This window comes from Streptomyces sp. Ag109_G2-15 (assembly GCF_900215565.1).
Classification (GTDB): Bacteria; Actinomycetota; Actinomycetes; order Streptomycetales; family Streptomycetaceae; genus Streptomyces; species Streptomyces diastatochromogenes.
Window position 1 is genome coordinate 1,299,214 of record NZ_OCNI01000002.1, and the last position, 26,293, is coordinate 1,325,506.

Genomic DNA, 26,293 nt, shown 5'->3' on the forward strand with positions numbered 1-26,293 from the left:
GCCGTTCAGCGGGAAATGATCGGTGCGGTCAAAGAGGGGGCTTGGGCGGCCATGCGAAAGATCGTGCGGTCGCCAGGAGCGCGAGGACGAGTGCGGCGGGAATCCCGTAGGCGAGTCGGAAGTGGCCGGTGGACCCGAGGATTCCGCTGGCGGCCCCGCCCGCGAGCACACCGGTGTAGTTGAAGACGTTCATCCGGGCCAGGACCGCTTCGGTCGCCCCGGTCGCAGGCGTCCGGCGGAGGCGAGGCACAGGGGGACGAGTGCGGAGACGCCGAGCCCGGTGCACGCGGCGGCCAGGACCGCGTACGACCAGGCGGGGGCGGCTGCCAATCCGGCCAGGGCCGTGGCGGTGAGCAGGGTGGCGGCACGGATCACGGCCGCCGGGCCGAGGGTGCGTACGAGATGGTCGGCGCAGGCCCGCCCGGTGACGGTGCCGACCTGGTAGGCCGCATAGGCCAGAGGTGCGACGGACAAGGCGGAGTCCAGGCTCTGGTGGAGGTAGAGCGTCGACCACGACGAGACCGTGGAGTCGATGACGTAGGCGACCAGGAGGACAAGGCCGAACGGGGCGAGTTCGACCCACAGTCCGCGGCCGAGCCCGACGGACTCCCCCTGGGACTCCCCATGGTCGGACACGGCGACGGGTGAGCCGGTGGGAAGCGCGTGCGAGCGGACGGTCAGGGCGAGGGCCAGGACGAGGCCGGCCTGTGCCGTCAGGGTGTACTCGGCGGGCCGGCCGAGGTGAGCCGTGCCCGCGGTCAGCAGAGCGGCCGCGACGCCGGCTGCGCTCCAGGCGGCGTAGAAGGAGGCGAAGACGCTCCGGCCGTAGTGGCGTTCGACGGCCGCGGCCCGGGTGTTCGCCGACACGTCGATACAACCCAGCGCCATGCCGAACAACCCGTAGGACACCGCGACCACGGCCTGTTCGGGAGCCCAGCCGATCATCAGCAGAGCCGCGGCGGTCGCCACGACGGCGGCCCGCATGGCGGCGACCACCCCCAGACGCCGGATCGCGGCCAGTCCGACGAAGCTGCCGACGCCGGCGCTCAACGCGACGGCCACGACGAGCACGGTCATCGTCAGCGGCGAGAGCGAGAGACGCTCCTTGACGGCGGGCACCGTGGTGGACACCGCGGCCACCGCTGCTCCCTGGGCGGCGAACACCGTCGCGACGGCTCGTCGGGCCGCCGCAAGCGGGGTCCGGCGCCCGGATCGTCGCCGAGCCGGGGTCTGAAGAGGTGCGGTCATGGTGAGCCTTCGTCTCTTGCGCTCTCGCGCCGGTGTCCCTGCGTCACGGACGGCGGGGCGGGCGGGTTTCCGCACAAGGTAGGGAGGGCGAAAAGGCGGTGTGCAGCGCGCCGGAGGCCGAAATGGGGGCTCCGGCGGCCACGACCGCGACAGGTGGAGCCCAGCTGCTTACAGTGAAGCGAGAAACGCCCTGGTGAGAGGGATCGCGATGCCTGATGCTCCCGCCCCGGTCGCTTATCCGGGAACGAGCCGCAGCACCTCGGCCACCATCGCGCCGAACATCCTCCGCTACCTCGCCCGGGTCGCCGAGAAGTACGGCGTCGACCTGCAGCCGCTGCTGACCCGGGTCGGGCTGGACCCGACGGTGATGGGCTCCGCCGCGCTGCGGGTCTCCTACCGGCAGGGAAGTGACGTCATCCGCCAGGCGGTGGAGCTGACCGGGGACGAGCACCTGGGGCTGCGCGTGGGCGCGGCGCAGCACCTGACCGCGTGGGGGCTGCTCGGCTTCGCCATGATGGCCGCCGACACGCATGAGGAGGCCATCGAGACCGGCGTGCGCTATCAGAACCTCTCCGGGGCGATGACGGTGTGGTCGGCCGGCTGGGAGGACGTCGGCTACGTGTTGCGCGCCGATCTGCCGGACCCCGCACTGGATCCGACGGTCGCCGTCTTCCTGATCGAGGAGGCGTACTCCAGCGTCGTCACTCTCACCCGCCTCAGCGTCGGCGCCGCATTCGCCCCGCAGGCGGTCGAGTTCGCCTTCCCCGCGCCGCGCGACACCCGCCCGTTCGACGAACTGTTCCGCTGCCCGCTGCGCTTCGACGCCGCCGGCAACCGCATGGTGATCCCCGCTCGGTGGGCCCGTGCGGTCATGCCCGGGCGGGACCCCATCACCTACGCCGCGGTGCTCGACGTGCTGGAGACGGAGATGGCGTCGCGGCGCGACCAGCAGGACCTGCTCGAGGTGCTGGAGATCTCCATCGCGCAGAGCCTTCCGGCCGTCCCCTCGTTCCCCGAGCAGGCCCGCAGGCACGCGTCCAGCGAACGCACCCTGCGCCGTCGCCTGGCCGAGTGCGGCACCACGTACGAGGCGATCGTCGACGGGGTACGCCGCGAGCAGGTCGAACAACTGCTGCGAAGAACGGAACTGACGCTCCGTGACATCACACGCCAGGCGGGCTTCGCCGACATGAGCGCACTCCGGCGGGCGGTGCGCCGGTGGCACGGAGTGACCCCGCTCGAGTTGCGCAGCGAACTGCTGGAGCGGGAGGCGCCCACCGGCCGGCCACACCCGTGACGCTGTGGACTCACGCTGATCACCTGCGGCGGCGGGGGGCGGACAGAGCGGCGGTGAAGTCGTCCAGGGCCGCGAGGTTGTGGGCGCTGACGACGGCGTCGCAGTAGGGCAGTGCCGCGGCCATGCCGGCCGCGAGCGGACGGTAGCGCGGGCTCGCCGTGCGCGGGTTGACCCAGACGACGCGGTAGGCGACCCGGGACAGGCGCGCCATGTGGGTGGCGAGGTCGGCGGGCGGGCCGGTGTCCCAGCCGTCGGAGACGATGGCGACCACGGCGCCGTGCGCCATGCCGCGCCGTCCGAACCGCTCGTTGAACTCCGCCAGGCACTCCGCTATGCGGGTGCCCCCGGACCAGTCCGGGGCCGCCCGTCCGGCCTGTGCCAGGGCGTCGTCCGGCCCGGCCCGCCGGAGGACGGGCGTGAGGCGGGTGAGGCGGGTGGCGAAGGTGAAGACCTCGGCGCGGGTGGCGCGGGCGGCGCAGTAGAGCAGTTGCAGCATCGCGCGGGCATAGGGCTCCATCGAGCCGGAGATGTCGCAGAGCACGACGAGGTCGCGGGGGCGGGTGCGGGGCACGAAGCGGCGTAGCCGCAGCGGGTATCCGCCGGTGCGGCGGCTGTCGGAGAGGGTGCGGCGCACGTCGATGCGCGCACCGTGGTGTGCGGTGCGGTGCCGGCGGGACGGCCGGGTCGGGGTGCGGAGCACGAGGGTGCGCATGACTTCGGAGAGCCGTGCCAGTTCCTCGGCGGACAGGTCCGCGAAGTCGCGGCTCGCGAGACGGTCGAGCGGACTGGCGGCGAGGGGGACCGGAGCCTCCCGCTGCTGTGCGTCGGCCTCCCGGCCGCGTCCGTCCGCGGTGGCCTCGCGGGCGCCGGGGACGCGGCCGGGAAGGGTGCGCGGGAGCGAGCGCGCCGGGTCACCAGGCTGCCCGCGCTGTGTTTCGCGGTCGGCCGGGCCGCCGAAGACCTCCCGGAAGACCGCGTCGAACGGCTCGATCTGCTCGGGGTCGGACAACAGGGTGGCGAGCGCGCAGTGCCGCAGTTCGCGCGTCGTCGACGGTGCCAGCAGGGTGAGCGCCCGGGCGAAACCGCGGGTACGGTCGGGGCCCACCTCGATCCCCGCGCCGTGCAGGGCGGCGGTGAACGAGGCGGCCAGTTCCGGCAGGTCAGGCATCGGTGCCTGCCTCCGCGTCGATCAGCTCCGCCAGTCCCGCCCGGCGCACGGCATCGAGGTCCTCGGCGTACTTGAGCACCGCTCCCAGGGTGCGGTCGGCGGCGTCGGCGTCGAGGACGGACAGGCCCAGTGTGTGCAGCGCGCCGGCCCAGTCGATCGCCTCGGCGATGCCGGGCGGCTTGGTGAGCTCCTGCCGGGCGCGCAGACGCGCCACTCCGTGCGCCACGCGCGGGGCCAGCCACTCGGCCGAGTCCGGCACCCGTCTGCGGATGATCGCGGCGACTCGTGCGGTGTCCGGGTAGTCGATCCAGTGGTAGAGGCAGCGGCGTTTGAGCGCGTCGTGCAGATCCCGGGTGCGGTTGGAGGTCAGTACGGCCACCGGCGGCACCACAGCCGTCCGGGTGCCGAGTTCGGGGATGGTGACCGCGGCATCCGCGAGCAGTTCCAGCAGGAACGCCTCGAACTCGTCGTCGGCGCGGTCCACCTCGTCGATGAGCAGCACCGCCGGCCGCGGTCCCGGGTGGCAGATCGCGGCGAGCAGCGGCCGTGGCAGCAGGTAGTCCTCGGTGAACAGGTCGGCGTCCCGCAGGGGCTCCCCGCGGGACTCGGCGAGCCGGATGGCCAGGAGTTGCCGCGGGTAGTTCCACTCGTAGAGGGCCTCGGCCGAGGACAGCCCCTCGTAGCACTGCAGCCGGATCAGTGGGGTGTCGAGCACGGCGGCGAGCGCGCGGGCCGCCTCGGTCTTGCCGACGCCGGGCTCGCCCTCCAGCAGGATCGGCTGCCGCATGCGCACGGCCAGCAGCAGCGCCGTGGCCAGGGCGTCGTCGGCCAGGTAGCCGACCGCGTCCAGACGCGCGCGCAGGGCGGGGACATCGGGTACGAGGGGGTCGGGGTCAGGCATGCGCGTAACGGGAGGGGTCGTCGGCGAAGGCGTGCCGGCATCCCGGCCCACAGAAGTAGACCGTGCTGCCGGCCCGGTCCAGTGAGAGGGTGTCGGGGGTGATCGCCACGGTCATGCCGCACACGGGATCCACGTCCTCGGCCATGGCCCGCGGCGCGGCGGAGTCGGCTGTGGGGCGCACGGCTCGGGCCGCCTTCGGCCGCAGTGCGATGATCTCGGCGTACACCGACAGGGCGATCTCGCCCGGGGTCCGCGCGCCGATGTCCAGGCCGGCCGGGGTGTGGATGCGCGCGCGTTGTGCCTCGGTGACGTCCAGCCCGGCGAGCACCGCCGCGCCACGCTTCGGACTGGCCACCAGCCCGATGTACGGCACTCCGGCCCGTGCGGCCTCGACCAGCACGGGCTCCTCGTCGCGGCCGTGCGTGGCGATGACGACGACGTCCAGATCGGGCGGCAGCAGTTCCCCGGGCGAGGCAGGCCGGGCGTCCAGGCCGAGCGCACGACCGACGTCGAGCAGAGCGCGGGCGATGGGGGCGTGTCCGTAGACGTACGCCAGCGCCGGGGGGAGGTTGGCCTCCAGGAAGATGTCGAGCGTCCCGCCCGACAGACAGGGATTGGCCACCGTGACCAGGCCTTCGCCGGACTCCTGCGCGCCCTCGGTGCCGGTGTCCACGCCGGGCGTGATCCTCAGCAGCAGCGACTCGCCGGTCTGCAGCACCCGCAGGCCCTGCAGTTGCACCGTCGTCTCGGCGCAGGTGCCGCCCACGAAGCCCTCGACGGTCCCGTCGGGCAGCACCAGCGCGCTGTCCCCGGGCTTGGCGCTCGTGGGCCGTTCCGCGTGGACGACGGTGGCCAGCACGAACGGGGTCCGGCCGTGCCGGAGCGCGTCCGCCCGGGTCAGCAGTTCGGGGTTCGTCATCGCGGGCGCCTCAGGTGATCGCCAGGTCCGTGCGCAGCGGCCGGCCCTGCGCGGCCCGCCACACCGCGGCGGGCGTCAGCGGCATGTCGACATGGCGGACGCCGAGCGGCTTCAGCGCGTCGACCACGGCGTTGACCACCGCGGCGGGCGAGCCCACCGTGGCGGACTCGCCGACGCCCTTGGCTCCGATGGGGTGGTGCGGGGAGGGGGTGACGGTCTCGCCGAGCTCCCACGAGGGGCACTCGACCGAGGTGGGCAGGAGATAGTCCATGAACGACCCGCCGAGGCAGTTGCCGTCCTCGTCGAAGGCGATCACCTGCATGAGCGCCATGCCGAGGCCGTCGGCGAGTCCGCCGTGCACCTGACCCTCGACGATCATGGGGTTGATCCGGTTGCCGCAGTCGTCCACGGCGACGAACCGGCGGATCTTCACCTGGCCGGTGTCCGCGTCCACGTCGGCGACGCAGATGTACGCGCCGAAGGGGAAGGTGAGGTTCGGCGGGTTGTAGACGCAGGTCGCGTCCAGGTGGCCCTCGACACCCTCGGGCAGCTCCAGGTTGGAGTGTGCGGCGAGCGCGATCTCGGCCATGGTCCTTCCCTGGTCGGGGTCGCCCGTGACGTACCAGCGGCCCTTCTCCCATTCCAGGTCGTCCGGGCTCACTTCGAGCATCGCGGAGGCGACGATCTTCGCGCGTTCGCGCACCTTGCGGGCGACCATCGCGGCCGCCGCTCCGGACACCGGCGTCGAGCGGGATCCGTAGGTGCCGAGCCCGAACGGGGTCTGGTCGGTGTCGCCGTGCACCACCTCGACGTCCTCGGGCGGGATGCCCAGCTCCTCGGCGACGATCTGCGCGAACGTCGTCTCGTGGCCCTGCCCCTGGGTCTGTACGGAGATCCGCAACACCGCCTTGCCGGTCGGGTGGACGCGCAGTTCGGCGCCGTCGGCCATGCCCAGACCGAGGATGTCCATGTGCTTGCGCGGGCCCGCGCCGACGGCCTCGGTGAAGAAGCTGACCCCGATGCCCATCAGCTCGCCGCGCTCGCGCTTTTCGGCCTGCTCCCGGCGCAGGTCGTCGTAGTGCGCGAGGTCCATCGCCAGCCGCAGGGCCCGCGGGTAGTCACCGGAGTCGTACTCCCACCCCGTCTGCGTCTTGTACGGGAACTGCCCGGGCCGCAGCAGGTTGCGCATCCGCAGCTCGGCCGGGTCCGTGCCGAGCCTGTCCGCGAGCACGTCGACCATCCGCTCGACCAGGTACACGGCCTCGGTGACGCGGAACGAGCAGGCGTAGGCGACGCCGCCCGGGGCCTTGTCGGTGTAGACGCCGGTCACGGTGCAGTGCGCGGCGGCCAGGTCGTACGAGCCGGTGAAAACGCTGAAGAAGCCGGCCGGGAACTGCGTCGGCTGCGCGGTGGCGTTGAACGCGCCGTGATCGGCGATCACATGGACGCGCAGGCCCTGGATCCTCCCGTCCTTCGTCGCCGCGATCTCGCCGTGCATGTGGTAGTCGCGGGCGAAGGAGGTGCTCATCAGGTTCTCCGAGCGGTCCTCCACCCACTTCACCGGCTTGCCGGTGACGATCGAGCCGACGACCGCGCACACGTAACCGGGATAGATGCCGACCTTGTTGCCGAAGCCGCCCCCGATGTCCGGGGAGATGATCCGGATCTTGTGCTCCGGGATGCCGGACACCATCGCGTACAGCGTGCGGTGGGCGTGCGGGGCCTGGGTGGTGGACCACACCGTCAGCTTCCCGGTGATGGCGTCCATGTCCGCCACGGTGCCGCAGGTCTCCAGCGGCGCCGGGTGCACCCGCGGGTAGAGCATGTCCTGCTCCACCACGACGTCGGCGGCCGCGAAGACCTCGTCCGTGCGCTCCTTGTCACCCGCCGACCAGTCGAAGATGTGGTTGTCGGTCTGCCCTTCCTTGTCGTCGCGGATCACCGGCGCGTCCGGGTCGAGCGCCCGGCGGGCATCGACGACCGGCGGGAGCGGCTCGTACTCCACGTCGATCAGTTCGAGGGCGTCCCGGGCGGCGTAGTGGTCCTCGGCGACGACGAAGGCGACCTCCTGGCCCTGGAAGCGCACCTTGTCGGTGGCCAGCACCGCTTGGGTGTCGTACGAGATCGTGGGCATCCAGGCCAGCCCGAGCCCGGCCAGGGTCTCGCCGGTGATCACGGCCTTGACCTTGGGGTGCGCCTCGGCGGCGCTGGTGTCGATCGACACGATCCGGGCGTGCGCCAGCGGGCTGCGCAGAACGGCGCCGTGCAGCATGCCGGGCAGCCGTACGTCGTCGACGTAGGTCCCGTGACCGCGGACGAACCGCGCATCCTCCTTGCGGGGCATCCGTCCGAAACCGACCGGCCGTTCCTCGGTGGTCGTCATGCCCGCACCTCCTCGCGGCCGGGCGCCGGCTCGGTGCCCGCATCGGCAGTTTCCCGCCCGCCGCCGTGCTCGGCGGCCCAGCGGATGGCGCGCACGATGTTCTCGTAACCGGTGCAGCGGCACACCTGTCCGGAGATGGCCTCGCGGATGTCCTCCTCGGACGGATCCGCGTTGTGGTCGAGCAGCCAGCGGGCGGTCATCATCATCCCCGGCGTGCAGAAGCCGCACTGCAGCCCGTGGCAGGCGATGAATCCCTGTTGCACCGGGTCGAGTTCGGCGCCGTGCGCCAAGCCCTCGACGGTCCGCACCTCATGGCCGTCGGCCATCACCGCGAGCACGGTGCAGGACTTGACCGGCGTCCCGTCCAACCAGACGGTGCACACCCCGCAGTTGGAGGTGTCGCAGCCCCAGTGGGTGCCGGTGAGTCCGAGTTCGTCGCGCAGGAAGTGCACGAGCAGCAGTCTGGGCTCCACGTCCCTCGTGTGCTGCTCGCCGTTCACGGTCACGGTGATCCGCATGTCACGCCTCCTGCCCCTGGGCGCGTGCGGCGGCGGCGCGCAGGGCCCGCGTGGTGAGTTCCCCGGCCAGATGCCGCTTGTAGTCGACCGGGCCACGCTGGTCGGCCGTCGGCCTGCACTCCTGCGCGGCGATCCGGCCCGCCTCGGCGAAGCCCTCGTCGTCCGGCCGTCCACCGCGCAGGAAGTCCTCGGCCTGCTCGGCCACGAACCGTGGGGCACCCACCGCGGTCAACCCGATTCCGGCCTCGGTGATGACCCCGCCGGAGATCCCCAGCACCGCTCCCGCGGCGACGACCGCCCAGTCGCCGACCCGGCGCTCGACCTTGCGGTAGGCGCTGGCGTGCGAACGGATGGGCACGCGGATCTCCACCAGAAGCTCGGCTTCGTTCAGCGCGGTCTCGTACGGTCCGAGGAAGAACTCCCTGATCCCGATGGTGCGCCTGCCGCCGGGTCCCTGGGCGACCAGGGTCGCCCGCAGTGCCGAGAACGCCGCGGACAGGTCCTCCGACGGATCGGCCTGGCACAGCGAGCCGCCCACGGTGCCGCGGTTGCGTACGAGCGGATCGGCGATGACCCGTTCCGCGTCCCGCAGGATGGGGAAGTGTTCGCCGACGACCGGCGAGGCGAGCAGCTCCGCGTGGCGGACCATCGCTCCGACGGCCAGGTCGTGCCCGTCCACCCGGATCAACGCCAGCTCGCCGAGGCCGTTGATGTCGATCAGGGCTTCGGGCTGAGCCAGCCGCAGCTTCATCATCGGCAGCAGGCTGTGTCCGCCCGCCACCACCCGGGCCTCGGGGCCGTACCGTGTGAGCAGCTCGATCGCCTGCTCGAGGCTGGTGGCCCTCTCGTACTGGAATGCAGCCGGTACTTGCATCGGGCCCTCCTGGATCGCTGTGCCCGTTGCTGAAGTGATGCTGCGCCCTTCCCCACCGGCCATGCAATGGGCGTATAAGCATTCACTTATCGCCCCAAACGCGAGAAAATGGGACGGTGACCGTCACGCAGCTCAGCACCTTCGTGCTGGTTGCCCGGCTCGGTTCGGTGGGCGCCGCGGCGCGGACTCTGGACGTGAGCGAGTCCGCCGTGTCACAGGCGCTCGCCGCGCTGCGCACCCACTTCGGCGATCCGCTCATCCGGCGCACCGGCGGCGGTGGGATGCGGCTGACGCCCGCCGGGGCGCGGCTGCTGCCGGTCGCGTCGCGGATGGTCGCGCTGAGCGCGGATGCCGAAGCCGCGGTGCGGGCGGCACGGGGTGCCCCCGACGAACTGCGGGTCGTCGCCACGAGCACGCTGGCCGAGTTCGTGCTCCCGTCGCTCGTGGAGGCCTTCGCCTGTCGCTCGGGGCGCAGGACCGAGACCTCGTTCGGGGTGGCCGCCGGCAACGAGATACGCGTGCTGGTGGAGAACCGGCTGGCCGACGTCGCGCTCGGGCCGTATCTCGGCGCCGCCCGCAGGGGCGAACTGGTCAGCGAGCCGCTGTTCCGCACCCAGCTGGTGGTGGTGACCGGTGCCAGGTCGCCGCGGCCGCCCGGTCCGCCGCCGCAGTGGTCGTGGCTGGTCGATGCCTCCGGGACCGATCCGGACGCGGACTCCGGTCGGCTGCTACGTCGGCTCGGAGTCGCCGAAGGACATGTGTGGGTGTTCCCCAACCAGGCCGCGACCTGGGCGGCCGCCGCCGAGGGCGCGGGGGTGGCACCGGCGCCGGCCCATCTGGTGTCGCCCCGCATCCGGCGTGACGAGCTGCGCATCCTGGAGACCCCGGCCACGCCGTCGGACGCCACGTGGCACGCCACCGTCCTGCAGCCCGAGCATCGTTCCCCGCCCACCGACGCGTTCCTGCACTTCCTGCACACGCCCGCGGCGACCCGCATCATGCGCGCGCCCGGCGCGGGCGTCCCGCCCTCCCGGTTCCGGCCGCCGGTGTACGTCACGCTGTGGGGCGCGTGAGAGAGCTGTGCGGCGGGCGCAAGGTCAGCTCGCGGGGTTCACCTGGCTCGCCGCCCGTCTACTATGACCCTGCGTACTCGGCGGCGAAAGGATGTCCGGGCCATGCGACGGCTGGGGGACCTAGAGGCGGAGATCATGGACCGCCTCTGGACTTGGAACCGTCCCGCGACGGTTCGGGAGGTCGTCGACGACATCAACAGGAGTCGTGAGATCGCGTACACGACGGTGATGACCGTCGCCAACATCCTGTACACCAAGGGCTGGCTGCTGCGTGGCAAGCAGGGGCGCGCCTGGACGTACACGCCCGTCCGCAGCCGTGAGGCGTACGCCGCCGCGCTGATGGAGGACGGCCTGGAAGCCAGCAAGGACCGTCCCGCCGCACTGGTCCACTTCGTCGAGAACATGTCCGAGGACGAACTGGCGGCACTGCACGAGGCCCTGCGGAACGTGGGACGACAGGCGAAGTCGTGAACGCGGCTCCGGCACTGGTCGGCTACACGGCGGCCCTGGGCTTCCTGGCCCCGCGGGTGCTGGTGCGCAGTAGCTGGCCCCATCGGGCTCCCGCGCTGGCGGCAGCGGTGTGGCAGGCCCTGTCGCTCTCCTTCTCGATCGCGGCCGCGCTCGCCGTGTACCACCTGGCGATGCCGGGCGAGCACCTGCACGCGGGCCTCGCAGGGCTGCTGCACTCCTGCGGACTGCGTGCGGGTTCGGGCCGGCCCGAACCCGACACCGCGGACCGGCTCGCGGTCGCCCTGGCCGCCGCCGTCGGGATCGCTCTGGTCTCCAGCTTCGCCTGCCATGTCGTACGGGCCCGCCGGGCGCGGGCACGCCACAGGGAAGCCGTGGACCTGGTCGGCCGGCACTCGGCACGACTGTGTGCCACCGTCCTGCCGTACGAGACCCCCGCCGCCTACTGCCTGCCCGGCCGTCACCCCCGGATCGTGATCAGCGAGGCCGCCGTGCGCCGGCTGACGCCGGAACAGCTCGGCGCCGTACTGGCCCACGAGCAGGCCCATATCGGGGGCCGTCACCATCTGGCCCTGGCCGCCACGGAGGCGTTCCACTCCGTGTTCCGGCGGCTTCCGCTGGCGCGCCACTCCCGTGAGCAGACGGCACTCCTGCTGGAGATGATCGCCGACGACCGCGCACTGCGCAGCCACTCCCGCGAGGTGCTGGCCACCGCCCTCTACGAGATGGCCGCGGCGCGCACTCCCCAGGGCGCGTTCGCGGCAGGCGGCCTCGGCGTCCTCATCCGCCTGAAGCGAGTACTCGGCCCGCGCAGGAGCCCTCATCCCGCACTCCGGGGATGCGCGGCAGCCTTGGTGGCGACCGTTCCGCTGCTGCCGCTCCTGGTCGCCTGCCCGCCGCTGCTCGGCTGATCTGTCCTTTCTCAGTCTCCGAGCGTGTCCAGGAAGCGCCCGACCACGGCGTTGAAGGCATCCGGGCGCTCCAGCATCGGCAGGTGACCGGTGTGTTCGATGACGGCGGCCTCCAACGGGGCGGTCGTACGGGCGAAACCGTCCAGTCGGGAGAGCGGCGAGATGGGGTCACGGTCCCCGTTCACCACAAGGACCGGGCAGCGCACCCTCGTGATCCCCGCGAACGCGTCCGCGCCCGCCAGGGCACGCGCCGTGGGCAGGACCCCCCGCGCACCCGCACCGTCGACCAGCACGGACGCCAGGTCGGGCGGCACCCGGACGGGATCGTTCAGATAGGGCCAGAGTACGAGCCGACGCAGGCGCGGAGCGGCCGCGACGCGGTGGCGCAGCAGGGCGGGCACGGGAAGGCCTGCGGTCAGCACCTCGAAGACGGTGGAGGTCACCGTGCGGGGCGAGATCCGGGCGACCTTCGGCATCCGGAGGCCGCTCAACACGTCGCCGAACAGGTCGACGGCGCCCGCCACGGGGACGATCGCCCGCACCAGCTCCGGGTGCCGCACGGCGAAGCGAATGGCCACGGGCCCGCCCAGCGAGTGCCCCAGGAACACCGCGCGCCGCAGCCCCAGTTCATGGCACAGCGCCGCTGCGGCATCGGCGAACCCGTCGAGCGAGTAGCCGGACCTCGGCGCCTCGGAGCGGCCGAAGCCCGGCAGGTCGAGTGCGACCACGCGGCCCCGGCGGGCGAGGGCGGGGATGTTCTCCAGCCAGTGCTGCCAGCGCCCGCCCATGCCGTGCACGAGGACGAACGCTTCGCCGCCCGAGCCGTGGTCGACGTAGTGCACGCGGCGTCCGTGCAGGGAGAAGTCCCTTTCCCGGGCTACCCAGTCGATACCCCGCCAGCCCGGCGAGGCGGGCCTGGCGTAGTCGTCCGCGTACACCACGGTGCGCAGATTGGGGAGAGCTGACATGGTCGTCTCCTCCTGCCGATGGACTGCGTTCACGTGCTCAGCCGGTCCGGCGCGAGGCGGCACGCAGGCGACGGCGGGTCACGGCCGCGAGGGCGACCCAGGCGAAGGCCGTCGTCGCGAAGGAGGCTGCTACGGCGGAGCGGTAGACCGGGTGCTGCTCCGCCTCCGGTTCGAGGGCGGGGGGTACGAAGGACAGAGCGTTCGTCCAGCCGCCGATGACGAGGGGCGCGGCCACCCAGCGGGGCATGTCGGGGACGGCGGTGCCGGCCATGGCGACCAGCGATCCCATGATGATCAGGTCGAGATGGAACTGCCGGATGCGCTGAGGTGCCTTGATCCCGGCGTGGCGCAGCCGGTCGGCGTCCGTGACCGCGAGGGCGTACGGGAAGCCGGTGGCGGCTCCAAGGGCGATCTGTGTCAGTCCGGAGAGCACGATGCGGTTCATGAACGTGTCCTTTCGTTCCCGTCGTTCTCCAGGGCCTCCGCCGCGGACTTGAGCCGGGCCAGAGTGTGTTCGATGTTGCGGCGGTTGCGGGCGGCGCGGTCGAGGACTCCGGTGGTGAGCACGGAGATCACGCGCAGGACAGGGCCACGCTGGTCGCGGGTGCTCTCGGTGACCCGGCAGCCGTGCGCGGTCGGCACGATGTCGTAGCGCCAGCTGGAGACGGGGCGGCCGAACAGAGTGACCCGGAATGCGAAGCATCGTTCGGGCGCGGCGTGCGTCACGGTCGCTGTCGTACGCCACAGCATCGGGCCGTGGTGGTTGGTGCCGCGGAACCGCTCGCCCGCCCTCGCGGTGAACTCCCCCGGCGCCACTCTGCACTCGGCGACGAACCGCCTCCACTGGGACAGGTCGGTGACGAGGCGGTAGACGGTCCGGGGGCGGGCGGAGACGTGGACGCTCCCGACGGCGGTCGGCTCGTGCATCACGCGCTACCCCTTCCTGCTCGGCGCCGATTCCGGACGGCGCACGGCCCTCCCCTGACGCACAGCCGTCCGCAGGGCGTCAGGCCTCCTTCAGACCAAGGCGCTCGTGCAGGCGGCGCAGCGGCTTCGGAGCCCACCAGTTGGCGCGTCCGGCCAGCCTCATCACGGCCGGGACGAGGAGACCGCGGACGACCGTGGCGTCCATGATCACGGCCAGGGCCAGTCCCACGCCGAGGAGCTTGAGGAGGGTGAGCCCGGAGGTGGCGAAGGCGGCCATGACCGTGGCGAAGAGCAGCGCGGCGGCGCTCACCAGCCGGCCGGTGCGCTCCAGACCCAGGGCTACGGCCCTGGTGTTGTCCTCGGTTTCCACGTAGACCTCCCTGATCCGGGAGAGCAGGAAGACCTCGTAGTCCATGGACAGGCCGAAGGCGACGCAGAACATCAGGACCGGCATGCTGATGTCCAGGAGACCGGTGACCGTGAAGTCGCCCACCAGCCACTGCAGATGGCCGTCCTGGAAGACGTACACCATGGCACCGAAGGTGGCGCTCAGGCTGAGCAGGTTGAAGACGACCGCCTTGAGCGGGATGAGCAGACTGCCGGTGAACAGGAAGAGCAGGACCAGCGTCGTACCGGCGATGATCAGCCCGGTCCACGGCAGCCCCGCCGCCAGCGCGTCGCGGGTGTCCACCAGCAGGGCCGCCTGGCCGCCCACCAGGACGGTCCCCGGCGCGCCCGGTGCGCCGCGCAGTCGCTGCACCAGGCGCGTGCCCGCGTCGGAGTACGGCTCGACCGAGGGGACGACGGACATCCAGGTGGCCCCCGGGGCCCGGAAACGCACCGCGGCGGGACCCGGCTGCGCCACCTGCCGGCCGTTCACGTACGAGCCCGTCGCCGCGTCGACCCGGAAGACGCCCGGCAGGGCGGACATCCGGGCGGCGAAGGAGCCGACCCGGCCCGCGTCGGCGTCGGGCAGGACGACCGAGAGCGCGGAGGACTCACTGCTGTCGAAGTCGTCCCGCAGCGCCTGGGCGGCGACATGGGCGGGGGCTGAGGCGGGCAGCTCCCGGTCGTCGGTGATGCCGAACGAGGCGCGGGTGAACGGCAGTCCGAAGGTGACCAGCACCGCGACGACCGCCAGGGCGAAGAGCACGGGCCGGCGCATCACGGCGGTGGCCAGCCAGTGCCAGAAGCCGGACTCCTCCGTCGCGGGCCCGCGTTCGCGCCGGTGCGGGACCAGTCGGCGCAGCGCACGGTTGATGTTCCAGGCGTCGATACGGCGCCCGAGCAGCGCCAGCAGGGCGGGAAGGACGACCACGGCGCCGACCGCGGCCAAGGCTACGACCGCCATGCCGGCGTACGCGAACGAGCGCAGGAAGTAGAGCGGGAAGACGAGCAGACCGGCGAGGGACAGGGCCACGGTCACCGAGGAGAACAGCACGGTGCGGCCGGCGGTACGCACCGTCTGCGCGATGGCCTCGGTGACGTCCCGGCCCGAGGCCAGCTCCTCCCGGTAGCGGGTGACGACGAACAGGCTGTAGTCGATGGCCAGTCCGAGCCCGAGCGCCGTGGTGATGTTGGTGGAGAACACGGACACCGACGTCACCGCCGACAGCAGGCGCAGCACGAGGAACGTGCCGAGGACCGACAGCAGTCCCACGGCGAGCGGCAGGGCCGCCGCCACCGCGCTGCCGAAGACCACGAGCAGGATCAGCAGGGTCGCCGGGGCGGTGATGGCCTCGGCCTTGGCCAGGTCCTCCTCGCTGCGCTTCTCGATCTCCACGGAGACCTGGGCGGAGCCGGTGACGGACACGTCGAGGACACCCTGTTTCCCCTTGACCTTCGGGACCAGGCGCTTGGCGGTGGCGCGGAAGTCGTCCTCGCCGCCACCGAGCCGGACGAGCACCAGGGCGGACCGTCCGTCCCTGGAGCGCAGCGGGGCCGCGCCGGGCATCGTCCAGTACGAGCCCGCGGACAGCACGCCCGGGGCTTTCGCGACCCGTTCGGTCAGTTCGCGGCCCGCGGCGGACGCGGAGGGGGCGTCGACGGAGCCGGGTGCGCGGGCCACCAGCACCAGGTTCGGAACGCCGGACTTGAACCGGTCGGCGAGAAACCGTTCCGCCTTGCTGGACTCGGACTTCGGATCGGTGAATCCCCCGCTGGACAGCCGCTGGGCGACGTCACCGCCCAGGACCGCCGCGATGGCCACGACCACGAGGGTGAGCAGCAGGACGAGCAGCCGTCGGCGGGCCACGGCCCGCCCCATCGCCGCCAGGCGGGAACGTCCGCCCGGCGGCGATGGGGTGCGGGACGCCTCATGTTCGGGCGTGGTCCTGGTGGATGTGTCGCTCACAGCAGCTCCCAGGGGCGGAAGGCTCCGCGGCGACGGGGCACGGGCGGCGGGGCTGCCGCCCGATCGCCGCGGAGCGGGTGTCACCGACGGTAGGGAGGTGAGGGACAGCGGAGTCACAGGCGCAGTTCAGACGAACTGCAATTCCCTTCCGGCCGGCTACCACTAAACTACTTAGTAGAACAGCTCACGGGGGCCGGCCCAGAGGACCGGGCTGAGCCATGACCGACGCGGGGGAACCGATGAACATCCTGGTCGTGGAGGACGACGTGCGCGTGGCGGACGCCCTGAGTGCGGCGCTGAGCATGCGCGGGCACGAGATCGTCGTCGTACACAGCGGCGCTGACGCGCTGGAGCGCCTGGACGGCTGCGAGTTCGTGCTCCTGGATCTGGGGCTGCCGGACCTGGACGGGGTCGAGGTGTGCAAGCGCATCCGGGCCCTGTCCCCGGTACCGGTCATCGCCCTGACGGCACGCGCCGAGGAGATCGACCGGGTGATGGGCCTGCTCGCGGGTGCCGACGACTACGTCGTCAAGCCGTACAGCGTGCACGAGCTGAACGCGCGGATCGAGGCCGTGTCCCGGCGCTCCTGCCGCTGTGGCCTCGGCGAGCGGGGGCACGACGCCGCGTGCCACGGCGGCGCGCGGGAGCTGCTGACCGCCGAGAGCCTGGAGGTGGATCTGCGCAGCCGGTCGGCCACGCTGGAGGGCAGGCGGCTGCAGCTCACCCGCAAGGAGTTCGACCTCCTGGTGATGCTGGTGGAGGAACCCGAGACGGTCCACACCAGGGAGGCGATCATCTCCCGGGTGTGGGACGAGAACTGGTACGGATCGACCCGCACCCTCGACGTGCACGTCGGAAGTCTGCGCAACAAACTCGGGTCGTACGACTGGGTCGAGACGCTGCGCGGCGTCGGCTTCCGCCTCGGCTCGCCGGGAAAGCGGTGACCGCGCCGACCGGAGCCGCGGGGAGGTGCCGGCCGTGCGCCGCCGTCTGCTGACCACCTATCTGTCGCTGACCGCGATCCTGCTGCTGGCGCTGGGGATCCCGCTCGCCCTGAGTCTCTCCATGATCGAGTACCACCACCTGGCCATCGCCCAGGTCAACGAGACCGAGAAGCTGGCGGCCTCGGCGGCCCGCACGGCCGCTCCCGCGTCCGACACCGCCTGGGCCGGCCAGGCCACGGAGTACGGCAGACGCAAGGACAGCGTCGTGCTGCTCTTCGACAACAGGGGCGAAGTGGCCTTCACCACGCGCCCGGGGACGCGGGTCAGCCGCCGGGAGTGGCGGCTGATCGTGCGGCGCGCGCTGGACGGGCGGCCGAACCTTCCGCTGAACTACCCCTTCAACATCTCCGCCAAGCCGTCGTTAGTCGCCTCCCCGGTCTTCGAGCACGGGCGGACGATCGCGGCGGTCGCCACCCTCGCGCCCACCACGTCCCTGCGCTCCCGGGCGATGGGGCAGAGCGCCGTGCTGCTCGGCGTCGCCGGGCTGGGACTGCTGGCCGCCACCGTGGCCTCCGTACCGCTGTCCCGGTGGAGTCTGCGCCCCGTGCAGCAGCTGCACCGCGCGGTCGGCGCGATCGCGCAGGGCCGGTACGACACGCGGGCGCCGGGGGACAGCGGTCCGGCGGAGATCCGCGAACTCGCGGCGGCCGTCAACGCGATGACGGACCGGCTCGTCGCACTGATCGAAACCCAGCGGAGCTTCGTCGCGGACGCCTCGCACCAGCTACGCAATCCGCTCACCGCGCTCCGGCTGCGCATCGACGTGCTGGAGAGCGCGGTCACCGAGGCCGGCCGGCCCCATCTGACGGTGGCCGTCGACGAGGCCGAGCACCTCGGCCGGATCCTCGACGAACTGCTGGTGGTGGCCCGTGCCGCCGAGCCCGGGCACGGGGCGGTGCCGGTGGAGGTCCGCTCGGTCGCCGAGTCCCGCGCCCGCGCCTGGAGCGCCCAGGCGTCGGCCACCGACGTCACCGTCGTGGTCAAGGGCGAGCAGGCGGTGGCCTCCTGCCAACCTGGTGTCCTCGACCAGGTGCTGGACGTGCTCCTGGACAACGCACTGGGCTTCTCGCCGCCCGGCGGGCGGGTCACCGTACGGACCTGGGCCGACGACACGCGGGTGCGGGTGACGGTCGAGGACGAGGGACCGGGCATGCCGCCCGAGAACCTGGCGCGGGCGACGGACCGGTTCTGGCGCGGCGAGCAGCACGGCGACCGCAGGGGCTCCGGACTGGGTCTGGCCATCGCCACGACGCTGCTCGAAGCCGGCGACGGCGCGCTCCGGTTGTCCGCGGCCGAACCGCACGGCCTGATCGCCGAGGTGGACCTCAAGCGGGACATGCCAGGGGTGGCATCGGTCACCCGCACGCGGAACCCTTCTTGACCCAAGGACGGTTCAAACCCTTTCCGGCCAAGTGCAGACACGTCTGACGGGGAGTTGCCGCTCCTCTGCACAGACCCTGCACCGCACACCCCTAGCGTCGTGAACGTCCCAGACCGAACGCGTGCACCAAGGGGGAAGCATGCGATTTCTGCGCCACGAACGCGCCGTGCTCGACGAGTTGCTGCCAGGGCTCGACGACACGTTGACCGACTACCCGTGGGAGGTTCTGGAGCGGCCCGAGAGCCCGGCCTTCGAGGCGTTCAAGAAGGTGGGCGGGCCCGCTCTGCTGGTGCCCGCGGAACACTCCGGCACCGGCGCCGACGCGGTCCAGGCCGTACGCGTCCAGCGTGCCGTGGCCTCCCGGTCGCCATCGCTGGCCGTGGCCACGACCATGCACCACTTCTCCGTGGCCGGCCTCGTCGAGACCCATCGGGCCACCCAGGGCCTGGAGTGGATGCTCCTGGAGGGCGTCGCACGGGACGGCCTCCTCCTGGCCTCCGGGTTCGCCGAGGGGCAGCCCGGCCGGCACATCCTGTCTCCGACCATGCGGGCCGAGCAGGCTCAGGACGGACAGATCCTGGTCTCCGGCAGCAAGCGGCCGTGCAGCCTCGCCCGGTCGATGGACCTGCTCACCGCGTCCGTCACCGTGCCGCTCTCCGACGGCGAGGGCACGCAGATGGCCGTGGCCCTGATCCCGGCGGACTCGCACGGCCTGCGGGTGGAACCGTTCTGGCGCACGCCCCTGCTGGCCGGTGCGGAGAGCGAGGCGGTCGTGCTGGACCGCGTCCCGGTGCCCGAGGACCTGCTGGTGCGGATCGACCCCGGGGCCGCCGGGGGGCTCGACTCGCTGCAGACCGCCGGGTTCCTGTGGTTCGAGCTGCTCATGACGGCCACATACCTGGGTGTCGCGAGTGCCCTGGCCGAGCGCGTCCTGCGCGCAGACCGCGTCCCGGTCACCGAACAGGCCGCTCTGGTGGTGGAGTTGGAGGCAGTGATGGGCTCCGTCGAGGGCATCGCCTTCCGGCTGGGCGCCGGCTTCGGCGGTCAGGAGGCGCTGGCGGCGGCGCTGGTGTGCCGCTACGCCGCGCAGGACTCCATCGCCCGCGCCGTCCAGCGCTGTGTGGAGTCGCTCGGCGGGATGGCCTTCATCAGCGATCCGCAGGTCGCCTACCTGGCCGGCTGCACCCAGGCCCTCGCCTTCCATCCGCCGTCCCGGTCCCGCATGGCCGGAGCCCTCCGCGACTACTTCGCGGGCGCGGCGCTGACCATGGCGTGAGCCGGACGCACCTCCACCGCCCTGCACCCGGGTACACCGGACCGCCGCCACCCCGGTACACCTCACCGCCCCTCCCCCACACCTCACCTCTTCCTCGACTCCGCGGCACGCCCGCGTGAGCCCCGCCAGGAGATCTCCCTTGAACAAGCGCAAGACCGTCCTGCTCACCGGTGCGTCCGGCGTGCTCGGCAGCGCCCTGCTGCCCCTGCTGGGCCGCCATCGCGTCATCGCCCTCATCCACACCTCCCATGTCCCGGCCGAACAGGTCCGCGGCGACCTCACCGCACCCCGGCTGGGCGTGGACGACGCCACGTACCAGTGGCTCACGGACATCGTCGACACCGTCGTGCACTGCGGCGCCACCACCGACTTCGGAGCCGGTGCCCAGGCCACTGCCGACCTGAACACGCGCGGCACGGAGCGCGTCATCGAGTTCGCCGGCCGCGCCGGCGCCGAACTCCTCTACGTCAGCACGGCCTTCGTGGCCCGTACGGACCTGACCCGGCAGACCGCCGGGCGCGCCCAGGGCGAGGCGACCGCGGTTCCCGACCACTACCTGGACTCCAAGCGGGCAGCCGAGCAACGGGTGCGGACCTCCGGGCTGCCGTACACCATCGCCCGTCCCTCGGTCGTCATCGGCGACCGGGCCACCGGGTTCATCCCCCGGTTCCAGGGGCTGCACGGCATCGTGACGGCGCTGCTCAAGGGCACCCTGCCGCTGCTCCCGCTCGATCCCTCCGCCCGTGCCGACGTCATCCCGCGGGACACGGCCGCCCAGGCGCTCGCCGCGCTCGTGGACCTGCCGTTCGCCGGTGCCGAGCACTGGCTGACCGCGGGCGAGGCGGCGCCGACGGCGGGAGAGGTCGTCCAGGCCTGTCAGGACCGCGCCGAGGCCTTCGGCATCCCGATGCCCAGGCCGCGCCTGGTCGACCCGGACATGGTCGACCGGCTGGTCCGTCCCGTCTTCATCGACCCGCTGCCGCCGGCCGCCCGCCGCCGGTTCGACGACATGCTGGCGATGACGGCGCTGTTCGACACCGCCACCCCGCTCCCGTGCACGCTCGGCGACGTCCCGGGCGGGCCCGGACCGCTCACCGCCGACGAGGTCCACGACGCCGTGAACGCGTCGATCGACCACCTCGCGCACGCCAGGAACCTGGTCCGCACCCGTACGCCCGAGGGAGTGGCCGCGTGACCCCGGAGCAACGCCAGGTCGACCCCGCCGCCGTCGCCGAGGGCTACCGGCGCCACATCAGCCGCGGCCGGGCCCGGCTCGCGGAGGTGACCGGCGGCCTGGTGGAGGTCGCCTCCAAGGGTGTCCACGTCTGGGACGCGCACGGGCGCCGTTACATCGACTGCGGCGGCTACGGCGTGTTCCTCCTCGGCCACCAGCATCCCAAGGTCGTCCAGGCAGTCGGCACGCAGCTGCGCAGGCACGCCCTCGCCACGCGGATCCTGCTCGAACCCGTAGCGGCAAGGGCGGCCGAGGCGCTGGCCGCCGTCGCCCCGGCCGGTCTGGAGTACGTCCACTTCGTCAACTCCGGCGCGGAGGCTACGGAAGCGGCGATCAAACTGGCCCGCGCGCACGGCAAGCGCCACCTCATCTCGACCGCCGGCGGCTACCACGGCAAGACCATGGGCGCGCTCAGCCTCACCGCCCGGGAGCTGTACCAGGCACCGTTCCGACCGCTGGTCCCCGACGTCCAGCACGTGCCGTACGGCGACGCCGATGCCCTGGAGCAGGCGCTGGCGGCCACGCCCGACGCATGCGTCGTCCTGGAGCCCGTACAGGGCGAGAACGGCGTCGTCATCCCACCGTCCGGCTACCTGACGGCGGTCCAGCGGGCCTGCCGCACCCATGGCGCACTGCTGGTGCTCGACGAGGTGCAGACCGGCCTCGGGCGGCTGGGGACCTGGTGGGGCGCGGACCGCGAAGGCATCACCCCGGACATCCTGTTGGTCGGCAAGAACCTGTCCGGCGGCGTGATCCCCGTGGCGGCGATGGTCGCCACGGCAGAGGCCTACGCGCCGTTCAGCCGCGACCCCTTCATCCACACCTCCACCTTCGCGGGCTCCCCGGTCGCGTGCGCCGCCGCGGCGGCCGCCGTCGAGACCATCGCGGCCGAGGGGCTGGTCGAGCGGGCGGCGCGCATCGGCACCCGACTGCGCGACGACCTGTCCGCGATGCTGCACGAGGTCTGTCCCCATCTCGTCCGCGAGGTCCGGGGAGCCGGGCTGCTCATCGCCGTCGAACTCGTCGACGAAGGGGTCGCCGGAGATCTCGTGATGGAGCTGATGGACTGCGGGGTCCTGGTCAACCACTCGCTCAACGCCCACCGGGTTCTGCGCCTCACCCCGCCCGCGGTCATCGGCCGCAACGACATCGGCGCTCTGCTGGACGCCGTCCACCGTGCCGCGACGGCGGTCGCCGCCCGCCACCCCGAACCCCAGCCCCAGCCCCAGCTCGCCGAGAGGACCGCCTGAACCATGCGACACGTAGCGATCGAGGCCCTGCTGCCCGGCTCGGATCCGCTGACCGTCTTCGAACGCCTCAAGGACTTCGAGCGCTATCCCGCGCACACCGACGCCGTACGCGAGGTCACTGTCCGCACCGAACCCGACGGCACCCTCCTGTCGGAGTGGTCGGTGAACTTCCGCAACGGCGAACTCCGCTGGTCCGAACGGGACACGGTGGACACCGCGAACCTGGCCCTCCGCTTCGAGCAGGTCGACGGCGACTTCGAGCGCTTCGACGGCGCCTGGACCGTTCTGGGGACGGGAGACGACACGACGGTCCGCTTCGCCGCGGACTTCGACCTCGGCATGCCCTCCCTGGAACGCATCATCGACCCGATCGCCGAGCGGACCCTGCGGGAGAACATCAGCGCGATCCTCGTCGGACTGCTCGGCGACACGCTCGTCTTCGCCACGGCGATGGACGCCGACGACCTGCAGACCACCGGAGGCTGAGATGCCGTCCATCCCCCCGGCCCCGGCGGTGCCGCCCCCACCGGCCCCCTCCGGGGTCCCCCTGGCACCGGCGCTGCGCGCCGCCTTCTCCCAACTCCCCACAGGCGTCACCGTCATCACGACCACGACGGCGGCCGGGCCCGCCGGCGTCACCGCCAGCGCCGTCTGCTCGCTGTCCCTCGACCCGCCCCTCGTCCTGCTGGGCATCGGAGCCCGGTCGCAGACCCTGGAACGCATCCGCTCCCGCGGGAACTTCCTGGTCAACGTGCTGCCGGTCGGCGCCTCGGCGACGGCCTCGGCCTTCGCCGCGCCCGGCACGTCCCCCGAAGCCCGCTTCACGGCGGTGCCCTGGCACACGTACGAGGACATGCCCGCCCTGGACGACGCGCTGGCCTGGGTCGCGTGCTCGGTCGAACGGACCTACCCGGGCGGCGACCACGTCATCGTCATCGGACGCGCCCTCGACTGCCGCCACCGGGACGGGCAGCCACTCGTCCGGCACGCCGGCCGCTACCGCCAACTCGCCTGAGCCACCCAGGAGGTGACCATGCCTCGCATCGCCCTGTTCAGCACCGAATGCGCCCAGCTCGGGGACGCGCTGGAGACGATCATCGAGCGGCACCACGACGAGATCGCGGTCGTCGTCACCAGCGACGTGTACGCCACCAGCCGCGGCGGCCTCCTCCGGCAGACGTACCGCAACGTGCGCCGCTCCGGGCTCGCCTTCATGACGTACCTGACCTGCTCGTTCATGCTCTACCCCGCCGCAGTCCGCGCCGACCGGCTGCTCGCCCCCCTGCGCGGCGGCCGGCGCACCCGCCGCTCGGTCGCGGAACTGTGCGAGGCCCACGGCATCCTGCACATCCGGACGGGCAACGTGAACGCGCCCGAGGTCGCCGCGCAACTGGAGGGGGCCGACCTCGACTTCATCGTCATCTACTGGTTCGACCAGATCATCCGCGAACGGGTCATCTCCGCGCCCAAGCACGCGGTGATCAACGTGCACGCCGCCTTCCTGCCGCACTGCCGCGGCCTGTTCCCCACCCTCTTCAGCGCCCTGGAGCCGGGCACGCCCTTCGGCATCTCGGCTCACCTGATCGAGAACCGGGAGATCGACGCGGGCCCCGTCCTCGCCCGGCGCACCACCTCCCCGCCCCCGGGTCGCAGCGTCCTGTTCAACGACTCCTGGGTCAACCGCGCGGGGGTCGGCATGCTGGACGAGGTCCTGGCCGACTTCGACCGGTTCCTCGACGAGGCACGGCCACAACCGGAGGGGGGCTCCTACTACTCCTACCCCGAGCGCCACCACATCGCCCTGGCGCGCAGGGAGGGCCTGAGGCTCGTCACGCTGCGGGACTTCCTGGCCGTCGTCCGCGGCACCGGGGCCACCGACGCCGACGGGCACCTGCCCGGCACGGGCCGCACCGCACGGTGAAGCCCCTCTTGCAAGTCGCCGAGGACCCCGCCCACCCCGGATACCGCCACTGCTTCCTGCGCCCGCACCTCGACCCGACCGGGAGGATCACCCCTGTGTCCGGCTCGCACGTGTCGCCGTACGGGGAGATCGTCGGCCCCGCGCGCTCGGCGGCGGCTAGCAGCGCTAGAACGGGCGCGCGTCCTGGCATTTCGGTACGTTTTCATCATGGGGACCGAGGTCGATGTGTTCCTTCGTCGTCTGGCTCGACAGCTCAGGCCGCAGGTGGACCAGTCGGTCGACATGATGGTGCAACGCTTGCGCAGCGAGTTTCCCGAGCTGTTGCAGGACGAGGATCTCGCCGCTCTGTCGGTGCAGGAGACGACCGGACACGTCACCACCTTTCTGGATGTCCTCGAGCACGGCCTCGACGTGGCCACATGAGCCTGCTCCAGCTGATGCAGCCCGAGGCCGCCCGTCTCACCAGTGACTCGAAGCTGGTCAACGAGGCGACGGCCAAACTCGTCGAGACGGCTTTCGCCTACGTCGACCGCGGCTCCGAAGAGGTCGTCGCCGCGTACCAGGACGAGCGCGACCGTCGGCTGCAGCGGCGCCTCATCCTGACCAACGAGGCGAGCAGGCGGATCGGGACCACGCTCGACACCGCCCGCACCGCCCAGGAGCTGGCAGACCTCGGCACCGAGGACTTCGCCGACCTCGTCACGGTCGACCTCCTCGACTCCGTTCTGCACGAGGAGGGCACGTACCCGCCGACGGACACACCCCTACTACGCCGCATCGCCCAGCGGTCCATCCTGGGCGGCTGCCCGGATTCCGCAGTCGCCACAGGTCACACGCACACGTATCCCGCGGGGTCGGAGCCGGCTCGCGCACTGGCCACGGGACAGGCCCTGCTGCACCGCGTCACGGCCTCCGGCCTGCCCGCGCGGTGGGCACCGTCTCCGGACAGCGGACGCACCCTGCGAGGCCTTGGCTTCCACTCGATGCTTCTGGTGCCTCTGCGGGCCCGCGGAGAAACCCTGGGTCTCGCCCAGTTCTCCCGCCATCGGACCGCCGCCCTCTTCGACGACGACGATCTCCTCCTGGCCCAGGAGATCGTGGCCAGAGCAGCCGTGTACATCGACAACGCCCGCCGGTACACCCACGAGCGCTCCACCGCGCTCACCCTGCAGCGCAGCCTGCTGCCGCAACGCCCGGTGGAGCAGTCCGCCGTCGACACGGCCTCCCGCTACCTGCCCACCGGATCCCGCGCGGGCGTGGGCGGTGACTGGTACGACGTGATACCGCTGTCCGGAGCCCGCGTCGCCCTCGTCGTGGGTGACGTCGTCGGCCGCGGCCTGCACGCCTCCGCCACCATGAGCCGCCTGCGCACGGCCGTCCGCGCCTTCGCGGACATCGACCTGATGCCCGACGAACTGCTCACGCATCTGGACGACGTGGTCATCCGCCTGCAGCGCGAGGAGGCACGGGACGAGGGCGAGATCCGCGCCACCTGCCTGTACGCGGTCTACGACCCCGTCTCCCGCCTGTGCTCCCTGGCCAGCGCCGGTCATGTGCTGCCGGCCGTGGCGACTCCCTCGACCGCCGACGGCGATGCCGATCGGCCCGCCCCTGGGCCTGGGCGGACTCCCCTTCGAGACCACCCAGCTCGAACTGCCGGAGGGCAGTCTTCTGGCGCTGTACACCGACGGCCTCCTCGAGAGCCGTGTGCGTGACGTGGACACCGCACGCACGGTGCTGAGCGACACCCTCGCCCGGGCGCCGGAGTCGCTGGACGAGACCTGTGACGGTCTGCTGGCCGCGCTCCTGCCGAGCCGCCCTTCCGACGACGTCGCCCTGCTCCTGGCGCGGACCCGGGCACTCGACCCCGACCACGTCGCCACGCTGGACCTTCCGTCCGACCCGGCGGCCGTCTCCGGGGCCCGCGCCTACGCGTCCGACAGGCTGGCCGCCTGGGGGCTGGAAGAGCTGGGCTTCACCACGGAACTGGTGGTCAGCGAACTGGTGACGAACGCGATCCGCTACGGCAAGAGCCCCATCCAGCTGCGGATGATCCTCCAGTCCACGCTGACCTGTGAGGTCTTCGACGCCGGCAGCACCGCTCCGCACCTGCGCCGTGCGCGGACCTTCGACGAGGGCGGCCGCGGTCTGTTCAGCGGGGTCCCGCCGACGTGGCGGGACCCCTGCTGCGCACCCGGAAGTCCGTGATAGAACCACCG

24 protein-coding genes and 1 pseudogene are annotated in these 26,293 nt (G+C 72.2%); 13 read left to right on the forward strand and 12 right to left on the reverse strand.

What is annotated here, in order from left to right; genetic code table 11:
* Window positions 1–28: 28 nt before the first annotated feature.
* Window positions 29–193 carry a hypothetical protein gene (locus CRP49_RS48685; RefSeq protein WP_257033817.1) on the reverse strand — a complete coding sequence of 55 codons (165 nt, stop codon included), beginning with the start codon at window positions 191–193 and terminating at the stop codon, window positions 29–31.
* The gene (locus tag CRP49_RS42225) at window positions 190–1,248 is read right to left on the reverse strand and encodes an MFS transporter (protein ID WP_257033818.1); all 1,059 of its coding nucleotides are present in this window, start codon (window positions 1,246–1,248) and stop codon (window positions 190–192) included. Before CRP49_RS42225 ends, CRP49_RS48685 begins: the two co-directional genes overlap by 4 nt.
* A gap of 208 nt (window positions 1,249–1,456) precedes the next feature.
* Between CRP49_RS42225 and CRP49_RS42230 the strand changes: the two genes are divergently transcribed.
* Complete coding sequence (locus CRP49_RS42230; protein WP_097258648.1) at window positions 1,457–2,545, forward strand: AraC family transcriptional regulator; 1,089 nt, start codon at window positions 1,457–1,459, stop codon at window positions 2,543–2,545.
* A gap of 19 nt (window positions 2,546–2,564) precedes the next feature.
* Here CRP49_RS42230 and CRP49_RS42235 read toward each other — a convergent pair whose 3' ends face one another.
* From CRP49_RS42235 to CRP49_RS42260, 6 genes are read right to left on the reverse strand one after another with little or no spacing between them, the layout of a single operon-like run.
* Window positions 2,565–3,713, reverse strand: coding sequence for a VWA domain-containing protein (locus CRP49_RS42235; protein ID WP_097258649.1), 1,149 nt, complete (start codon window positions 3,711–3,713; stop codon window positions 2,565–2,567).
* Window positions 3,706–4,614, reverse strand: a complete 909-nt coding sequence (locus tag CRP49_RS42240; RefSeq protein ID WP_097258650.1) for a MoxR family ATPase — start codon at window positions 4,612–4,614, stop codon at window positions 3,706–3,708. Before CRP49_RS42240 ends, CRP49_RS42235 begins: the two co-directional genes overlap by 8 nt.
* The gene (locus tag CRP49_RS42245) at window positions 4,607–5,533 is read right to left on the reverse strand and encodes an XdhC family protein (protein WP_097258651.1); all 927 of its coding nucleotides are present in this window, start codon (window positions 5,531–5,533) and stop codon (window positions 4,607–4,609) included. The genes CRP49_RS42240 and CRP49_RS42245 overlap by 8 nt, the downstream gene beginning before the upstream one ends.
* Window positions 5,534–5,543: 10 nt before the next feature.
* Window positions 5,544–7,916: an aerobic carbon-monoxide dehydrogenase large subunit gene (locus CRP49_RS42250; RefSeq protein WP_097258652.1), complete on the reverse strand. Its 2,373-nt coding sequence runs from the start codon at window positions 7,914–7,916 to the stop codon at window positions 5,544–5,546.
* Complete coding sequence (locus CRP49_RS42255) at window positions 7,913–8,434, reverse strand: (2Fe-2S)-binding protein (protein ID WP_097258653.1); 522 nt, start codon at window positions 8,432–8,434, stop codon at window positions 7,913–7,915. The genes CRP49_RS42250 and CRP49_RS42255 overlap by 4 nt, the downstream gene beginning before the upstream one ends.
* A gap of 1 nt (window position 8,435) precedes the next feature.
* Window positions 8,436–9,308 carry a xanthine dehydrogenase family protein subunit M gene (locus CRP49_RS42260; RefSeq protein WP_097258654.1) on the reverse strand — a complete coding sequence of 291 codons (873 nt, stop codon included), beginning with the start codon at window positions 9,306–9,308 and terminating at the stop codon, window positions 8,436–8,438.
* A 116-nt stretch (window positions 9,309–9,424) separates the two neighbouring features.
* Here CRP49_RS42260 and CRP49_RS42265 point away from each other — a divergent pair, with 116 nt between their 5' ends.
* From CRP49_RS42265 to CRP49_RS42275, 3 genes are all read left to right on the forward strand, one after another.
* Entirely contained in the window at window positions 9,425–10,381 is a 957-nt protein-coding gene (locus CRP49_RS42265) for a LysR family transcriptional regulator (protein ID WP_097258655.1), read from the forward strand.
* Between the two features lie 102 nt (window positions 10,382–10,483).
* Window positions 10,484–10,852, forward strand: coding sequence for a BlaI/MecI/CopY family transcriptional regulator (locus tag CRP49_RS42270; RefSeq protein WP_094217650.1), 369 nt, complete (start codon window positions 10,484–10,486; stop codon window positions 10,850–10,852).
* On the forward strand, window positions 10,849–11,760 hold the full coding sequence (locus tag CRP49_RS42275) for a M56 family metallopeptidase (protein WP_097258656.1): 912 nt from the start codon (window positions 10,849–10,851) through the stop codon (window positions 11,758–11,760). Before CRP49_RS42270 ends, CRP49_RS42275 begins: the two co-directional genes overlap by 4 nt.
* Before the next feature lie 11 nt (window positions 11,761–11,771).
* Here CRP49_RS42275 and CRP49_RS42280 read toward each other — a convergent pair whose 3' ends face one another.
* The 4 genes from CRP49_RS42280 to CRP49_RS42295 form a co-directional block, all read right to left on the reverse strand.
* Window positions 11,772–12,728 (reverse strand): alpha/beta fold hydrolase, encoded by a 957-nt coding sequence (locus CRP49_RS42280; RefSeq protein WP_097258657.1) that lies wholly within the window; start codon window positions 12,726–12,728, stop codon window positions 11,772–11,774.
* Window positions 12,729–12,765: 37 nt separating this feature from the next.
* Complete coding sequence (locus CRP49_RS42285) at window positions 12,766–13,173, reverse strand: hypothetical protein (protein ID WP_218893024.1); 408 nt, start codon at window positions 13,171–13,173, stop codon at window positions 12,766–12,768.
* Window positions 13,170–13,655, reverse strand: coding sequence for an SRPBCC family protein (locus CRP49_RS42290; protein WP_097258658.1), 486 nt, complete (start codon window positions 13,653–13,655; stop codon window positions 13,170–13,172). Before CRP49_RS42290 ends, CRP49_RS42285 begins: the two co-directional genes overlap by 4 nt.
* Window positions 13,656–13,734: 79 nt before the next feature.
* Entirely contained in the window at window positions 13,735–16,008 is a 2,274-nt protein-coding gene (locus CRP49_RS42295) for an MMPL family transporter (protein ID WP_257033819.1), read from the reverse strand.
* Window positions 16,009–16,226: 218 nt separating this feature from the next.
* On the opposite strand from CRP49_RS42295, the gene CRP49_RS42300 reads away from it, so the two are divergent.
* The 9 genes and pseudogenes from CRP49_RS42300 to CRP49_RS42340 form a co-directional block, all read left to right on the forward strand.
* Complete coding sequence (locus CRP49_RS42300) at window positions 16,227–16,952, forward strand: response regulator transcription factor (RefSeq protein WP_257033820.1); 726 nt, start codon at window positions 16,227–16,229, stop codon at window positions 16,950–16,952.
* A gap of 34 nt (window positions 16,953–16,986) precedes the next feature.
* Window positions 16,987–18,393 (forward strand): HAMP domain-containing sensor histidine kinase, encoded by a 1,407-nt coding sequence (locus CRP49_RS42305; RefSeq protein WP_143670102.1) that lies wholly within the window; start codon window positions 16,987–16,989, stop codon window positions 18,391–18,393.
* Window positions 18,394–18,532: 139 nt separating this feature from the next.
* On the forward strand, window positions 18,533–19,669 hold the full coding sequence (locus CRP49_RS42310; protein WP_097258661.1) for an acyl-CoA dehydrogenase family protein: 1,137 nt from the start codon (window positions 18,533–18,535) through the stop codon (window positions 19,667–19,669).
* 139 nt (window positions 19,670–19,808) lie between these two features.
* Window positions 19,809–20,864, forward strand: coding sequence for an SDR family oxidoreductase (locus CRP49_RS42315; protein ID WP_097258662.1), 1,056 nt, complete (start codon window positions 19,809–19,811; stop codon window positions 20,862–20,864).
* Window positions 20,861–22,153 carry an aspartate aminotransferase family protein gene (locus CRP49_RS42320; RefSeq protein ID WP_097258663.1) on the forward strand — a complete coding sequence of 431 codons (1,293 nt, stop codon included), beginning with the start codon at window positions 20,861–20,863 and terminating at the stop codon, window positions 22,151–22,153. The genes CRP49_RS42315 and CRP49_RS42320 overlap by 4 nt, the downstream gene beginning before the upstream one ends.
* Before the next feature lie 3 nt (window positions 22,154–22,156).
* Entirely contained in the window at window positions 22,157–22,639 is a 483-nt protein-coding gene (locus CRP49_RS42325; protein WP_097258664.1) for a type II toxin-antitoxin system RatA family toxin, read from the forward strand.
* A 1-nt stretch (window position 22,640) separates the two neighbouring features.
* The gene (locus tag CRP49_RS42330; protein WP_097258665.1) at window positions 22,641–23,168 is read left to right on the forward strand and encodes a flavin reductase family protein; all 528 of its coding nucleotides are present in this window, start codon (window positions 22,641–22,643) and stop codon (window positions 23,166–23,168) included.
* Window positions 23,169–23,186: 18 nt separating this feature from the next.
* Complete coding sequence (locus CRP49_RS42335) at window positions 23,187–24,074, forward strand: formyltransferase family protein (RefSeq protein WP_097258666.1); 888 nt, start codon at window positions 23,187–23,189, stop codon at window positions 24,072–24,074.
* Window positions 24,075–24,281: 207 nt separating this feature from the next.
* A pseudogene (locus tag CRP49_RS42340) lies at window positions 24,282–26,225 on the forward strand (SpoIIE family protein phosphatase); the annotation flags it as partial.
* Between the last annotated feature and the right edge of the window lie 68 nt (window positions 26,226–26,293).

Excerpts from the sequence above, each read along its gene's own strand:
- CRP49_RS42255 (WP_097258653.1), bottom strand. The coding sequence starts at position 8,434 with ATGCGGATCACCGTGACCGTGAACGGCGAGCAGCACACGAGGGACGTG.
- CRP49_RS42225 (WP_257033818.1), bottom strand. The coding sequence starts at position 1,248 with ATGACCGCACCTCTTCAGACCCCGGCTCGGCGACGATCCGGGCGCCGG.
- CRP49_RS42250 (WP_097258652.1), bottom strand. The coding sequence starts at position 7,916 with ATGACGACCACCGAGGAACGGCCGGTCGGTTTCGGACGGATGCCCCGC.
- CRP49_RS42285 (WP_218893024.1), bottom strand. The coding sequence starts at position 13,173 with ATGAACCGCATCGTGCTCTCCGGACTGACACAGATCGCCCTTGGAGCC.
- CRP49_RS42260 (WP_097258654.1), bottom strand. The coding sequence starts at position 9,308 with ATGCAAGTACCGGCTGCATTCCAGTACGAGAGGGCCACCAGCCTCGAG.
- CRP49_RS42300 (WP_257033820.1), top strand. The coding sequence starts at position 16,227 with ATGACCGACGCGGGGGAACCGATGAACATCCTGGTCGTGGAGGACGAC.
- CRP49_RS42290 (WP_097258658.1), bottom strand. The coding sequence starts at position 13,655 with ATGCACGAGCCGACCGCCGTCGGGAGCGTCCACGTCTCCGCCCGCCCC.
- CRP49_RS48685 (WP_257033817.1), bottom strand. The coding sequence starts at position 193 with ATGAACGTCTTCAACTACACCGGTGTGCTCGCGGGCGGGGCCGCCAGC.
- CRP49_RS42330 (WP_097258665.1), top strand. The coding sequence starts at position 22,641 with ATGCCGTCCATCCCCCCGGCCCCGGCGGTGCCGCCCCCACCGGCCCCC.
- CRP49_RS42230 (WP_097258648.1), top strand. The coding sequence starts at position 1,457 with ATGCCTGATGCTCCCGCCCCGGTCGCTTATCCGGGAACGAGCCGCAGC.
- CRP49_RS42270 (WP_094217650.1), top strand. The coding sequence starts at position 10,484 with ATGCGACGGCTGGGGGACCTAGAGGCGGAGATCATGGACCGCCTCTGG.
- CRP49_RS42335 (WP_097258666.1), top strand. The coding sequence starts at position 23,187 with ATGCCTCGCATCGCCCTGTTCAGCACCGAATGCGCCCAGCTCGGGGAC.
- CRP49_RS42240 (WP_097258650.1), bottom strand. The coding sequence starts at position 4,614 with ATGCCTGACCCCGACCCCCTCGTACCCGATGTCCCCGCCCTGCGCGCG.
- CRP49_RS42235 (WP_097258649.1), bottom strand. The coding sequence starts at position 3,713 with ATGCCTGACCTGCCGGAACTGGCCGCCTCGTTCACCGCCGCCCTGCAC.
- CRP49_RS42280 (WP_097258657.1), bottom strand. The coding sequence starts at position 12,728 with ATGTCAGCTCTCCCCAATCTGCGCACCGTGGTGTACGCGGACGACTAC.
- CRP49_RS42310 (WP_097258661.1), top strand. The coding sequence starts at position 18,533 with ATGCGATTTCTGCGCCACGAACGCGCCGTGCTCGACGAGTTGCTGCCA.
- CRP49_RS42325 (WP_097258664.1), top strand. The coding sequence starts at position 22,157 with ATGCGACACGTAGCGATCGAGGCCCTGCTGCCCGGCTCGGATCCGCTG.
- CRP49_RS42245 (WP_097258651.1), bottom strand. The coding sequence starts at position 5,533 with ATGACGAACCCCGAACTGCTGACCCGGGCGGACGCGCTCCGGCACGGC.